This window comes from Sulfitobacter sp. HI0129 (assembly GCF_001635395.1).
Lineage (GTDB): Bacteria > Pseudomonadota > Alphaproteobacteria > Rhodobacterales > Rhodobacteraceae > Sulfitobacter.
In genome coordinates, this window is the sequence record NZ_LWGH01000302.1 from 1 (window position 1) to 3,975 (window position 3,975).

Genomic DNA, 3,975 nt, shown 5'->3' on the forward strand with positions numbered 1-3,975 from the left:
CGCTGACGATCACGGATCTTGATCCGCTGCGCTATTCGCTGCTTTTCGAACGCTTCCTCAACCCGGAGCGGGTTTCGATGCCCGACTTCGATATCGACTTCTGCATGGATCGGCGTGAAGAGGTCATCCAGTACGTTCAGCAGAAATATGGCCGCGACAAGGTGGGCCAGATCATCACCTTCGGCGCGATGCTGTCCAAGGCGGCCGTACGCGACATGGGGCGCGTGTTGCAGATGCCCTACGGGCAGGTGGACCGGCTTTCCAAGATGATCCCGGTCGAAGGCGTCAAACCCGTCAGCATCGAAAAGGCGTTGGCGGATGAGCCGCGCCTGCGCGAGGAGGCCCGCAACGAAGAGGTCGTGGCGCGGCTGCTCGAGTACGGGCAACAGGTCGAAGGTCTGCTCAGGAATGCCTCCACCCATGCGGCGGGTGTGGTGATTGGGGACAGGCCGCTCGATGCGCTCGTACCGCTTTATCAGGACCCGCGTTCCGACATGCCGGCAACGCAGTTCAACATGAAATGGGTGGAACAGGCCGGGCTGGTGAAGTTCGACTTTCTGGGGCTGAAGACCCTCACCGTGATCCAGAACGCGGTGGACCAGATCAAGGCATCGGGCCGGCATCTGCATATCGCGGCGGACGGGACCGAGCTTTATACGCCGCCAGAGGGGTTGGAGGACGACATTTCGGCCATCCCGCTGGATGATCCGGCATCCTATCGTCTTTATGCCAGCGCAAAGACGGTCGCCGTGTTTCAGGTGGAAAGTTCGGGCATGATGGATGCCCTGAAACGGATGAAGCCCACCTGCATCGAAGACATTGTGGCGCTCGTGGCGCTCTACCGTCCCGGCCCGATGGAGAACATCCCCACCTATTGCGAAGTCAAGAACGGGCTGCGTGAACGCGAATCCGTGCACCCGAGCATCGACTACATTCTCGAAGAGACCCAAGGCATCATCGTCTATCAGGAACAAGTGATGCAGATCGCGCAGGTCATGGCGGGCTACAGCCTCGGCGGCGCCGACCTTTTGCGCCGCGCCATGGGTAAGAAGATCGCCGAGGAGATGGCCAAGGAACGCCCCAAGTTCGAAAAGGGTGCGATGGCCAACGGCGTCGACAAGAAAAAGGCGAGCGAGGTTTTCGACCTGCTCGAAAAATTCGCCAACTACGGGTTTAACAAGTCACACGCCGCCGCCTATGCTGTCGTCAGCTACCAGACCGCTTGGCTGAAGGCGAACCACCCGGTGGAATTCATGGCCGGGGTGATGAACTGCGATATCCACCTGACCGACAAGCTGGCGATCTATTTCGAAGAGGTTCGCAAGCGGCTGGAACTGCCTTGGGTTCCGCCGTGCGTGAACCGGTCGGATGCGACCTTCAAGGTGGTGGATGGCGCGCTTGTCTATGCGCTGGGCGCGTTGAAGAACGTGGGCGTGGAGGCGATGCGCCTAATCACCGATGGCCGCAAGGTCAATGGCGCTGACCGCCCCTTCGCCACGCTTTTCGATCTGGCCCGCCGGGTGGACCTCAAACGGGTGGGCAAGAGGCCGCTGGAAATGCTGACGCGGGCGGGCGGCTTCGATGCGCTCGACCCGAACCGCAGGCGCGTGTTCGAGGCACTGGACGGGCTGGTGGCGTATTCCGCGGCGGTGCATGAACAGAAGGCCAGCAATCAGGTATCCCTCTTCGGGGAGGCGGGCGACGATCTGCCCGAACCGCGTATGCCGCCCTGCGACGACTGGCTGCCTGCCGAGCGGCTGACCGAAGAGTTCAAGGCCGTGGGCTTCTATCTCTCCGGCCATCCGCTGGATGATTACATGGGTCCATTGCGGCGCAAGGGCGTTCTGACGTTGGACGAAGTGACAGAAAAAGCCACCGCCGGCCCGCTCGTCGCCAAGCTCGCCGGGGTAGTGGCCGGTCGGCAGGAGCGCAAGTCGGCGCGGGGCAACCGGTTTGCCTTTGCCCAGATGTCCGATACCACCGGCGGTTACGAGGTTACCTTGTTCTCCGACACGTTGGAGGCCGCGCGCGAACATCTGGAAGCGGGGTCCAAGGTCGTCGTCACCGTCGAGGCGACGATGGAATCCGATCAGCTCAAACTTTTGGGCCGTGCTGTCGCGCCAATCGACGGGGTGGTGGCCGATGCAGGCGGTGCTGGGTTGCGTATTTTCGTTAACGCGCCGGGTGCCATCGCCGCCGTGGCGGACGTGTTGGCAGGCGCGCGCAAGGCCGCGCGCAATGCGGGGCGCGGCCCGATCCAGTTCTGCCTGATGGACCCTGCGCTCCCCGGTGAGGTCGAAGTGGATCTGGGCGCGGAATTCCCCGTCACGCCGCAGATCAGGGGTGCGATCCGGTCCTTGGGCGGCGTTCTCGAAGTCGAAGAGATCTGAGCGGAACCCGGCCTGATACAAAGCGGGATTCGACGGCACGGAGCGGATGCGCTATCAGATCGGCATCTGATCCGGGGGGAAAGATATGTTGCGTTTGACTGCCGCGTTTTTCGGCATGGTTCTTCTTGCGGCCTGCGGGGATCCGCTTTCCGATTTCGATAGGGTGGGCGATCTGGATATTCCGCAAACGGGATCCAGTGCCCAGGCCTTGCCGGATCAGGCGGAGATCGACCGCGAAGGGTTCTTCGGCACGTCCGCAACTCGCGGGGATGCGCCGCAGGCAGCGGCACCTGCGCCACGACGCGGGCTAGGTGGGCTGCTGGGCCTCTTTGGCGGCGGTTCCAACAGCGTCCCCGCGGGTGACGGTCCGGACGCGCGGGAAGTGGCCTTCGGCACCGTTCTGCCCCATGGCGAGATCGCGCGGGTCTGTGCGGCCAAGGGCAAGCCACTGGGTCAGTTGGTCGAGGCCGCGCGGGCCCGGGGGTTCGCCCTGCATGACAGTGCGCCGGGGGCGACCGGCGCGCGCACCTTCTACATTACCGGCTTCAGCGATGGTTGCCCGCGCCAATTGACCGCCGGTGCCGCGATGTTGAGCGATGCCTCCAGCTACGAAAGCTATCGCTTTGGTCCCGCGGCGGGCACCTTGCCGCGCGCGGCGACCGATGCCGCCTATGACCGCGTGAAGTCAGGCGTTTGCAGGGTGGGTGCCGCGGCGCCATGCGGGCGCAAGATCGGCAAACTCGATGCAAGCACCTTTTTCGTGACGGCCTATACCGGACGGCCCGGGGACGGGCGCTGGTCCGAGTACCTGATCCACGATGGCGCTGTAATGGCGGCGGCCCTCAAATCCGCAAACTGAGGGCGGGCGTCGCTCCTCATCGGCGGGCGGTCAATAATGCGGCGGTCTGTCGTCGCCGAAAACCGCGCCGCCCCCACCTGAGGCTTCCCGTTCACCTTCGCGCTGCATGAGCATCCGAACGCGCCGGTTCAGCGTCGTGATCTCTTCGGCCTGCCGTGCCACGACCGCGGAGAGGTCATCGACGGTGCGGGTGAGATGGGCGATCTGTTCTTCGAGCTTTTGCATGCTGCATCCCCTTCGGCCTTGCCCTAGCATGGGTGGATGCAGTGCTAAAGGGGGGATGGCATGACAGTTCGCATCACGGCTCGGGGGCGGATCAGGGTGGTGACGATCGACCGCCCGCAGGCACGTAACGCGGTCGATCCGGCCACGGCGCAGGCGCTTTTCGACGCTTACGTCGCTTTCGAGGCTGACCCGGCATTCGACGTGGCTATCCTGACCGGGGCGGGGGGCGCATTCTGTGCGGGCTTCGACCTCAAGACAGCCGCCGACGGAAGCGCCCGGGAGTGGATCGATGCGATCGACATTCCCGAAAGCTGGCACGATCCGGCGGGTGATCCGCGTCCGGGCCCCATGGGCCCCAGCAGGCTGATGCTGTCGAAGCCGGTGATTGCGGCGGTCGAAGGGCCTGCGGTGGCGGGCGGTTTGGAACTGGCCCTGTGGTGCGACATGCGCGTGGTCGCCAAGGACGCTGTCATGGGGGTCTATTGCCGGCGGTGGGGGGTG

Annotated in this window: 4 protein-coding genes; 3 read left to right on the plus strand and 1 reads right to left on the minus strand. The window is 64.1% G+C overall.

Annotation, left to right across the window (positions count from 1 at the left end):
- Positions 1-2,390, plus strand: a 2,390-nt coding sequence (gene dnaE / locus A3764_RS06965) for a DNA polymerase III subunit alpha (protein ID WP_067951373.1), incomplete at its 5' end; no start/stop codon positions are given.
- 85 nt (positions 2,391-2,475) lie between these two features.
- Positions 2,476-3,249, plus strand: coding sequence for a hypothetical protein (locus tag A3764_RS06970; RefSeq protein ID WP_067926273.1), 774 nt, complete (start codon positions 2,476-2,478; stop codon positions 3,247-3,249).
- Between the two features lie 30 nt (positions 3,250-3,279).
- Here A3764_RS06970 and A3764_RS06975 read toward each other — a convergent pair whose 3' ends face one another.
- Positions 3,280-3,474: a SlyX family protein gene (locus tag A3764_RS06975; RefSeq protein WP_067926270.1), complete on the minus strand. Its 195-nt coding sequence runs from the start codon at positions 3,472-3,474 to the stop codon at positions 3,280-3,282.
- Positions 3,475-3,534: 60 nt separating this feature from the next.
- Between A3764_RS06975 and A3764_RS06980 the strand changes: the two genes are divergently transcribed.
- The coding region (locus A3764_RS06980; RefSeq protein ID WP_201722409.1) for an enoyl-CoA hydratase-related protein at positions 3,535-3,975 on the plus strand (441 nt) is incomplete at its 3' end.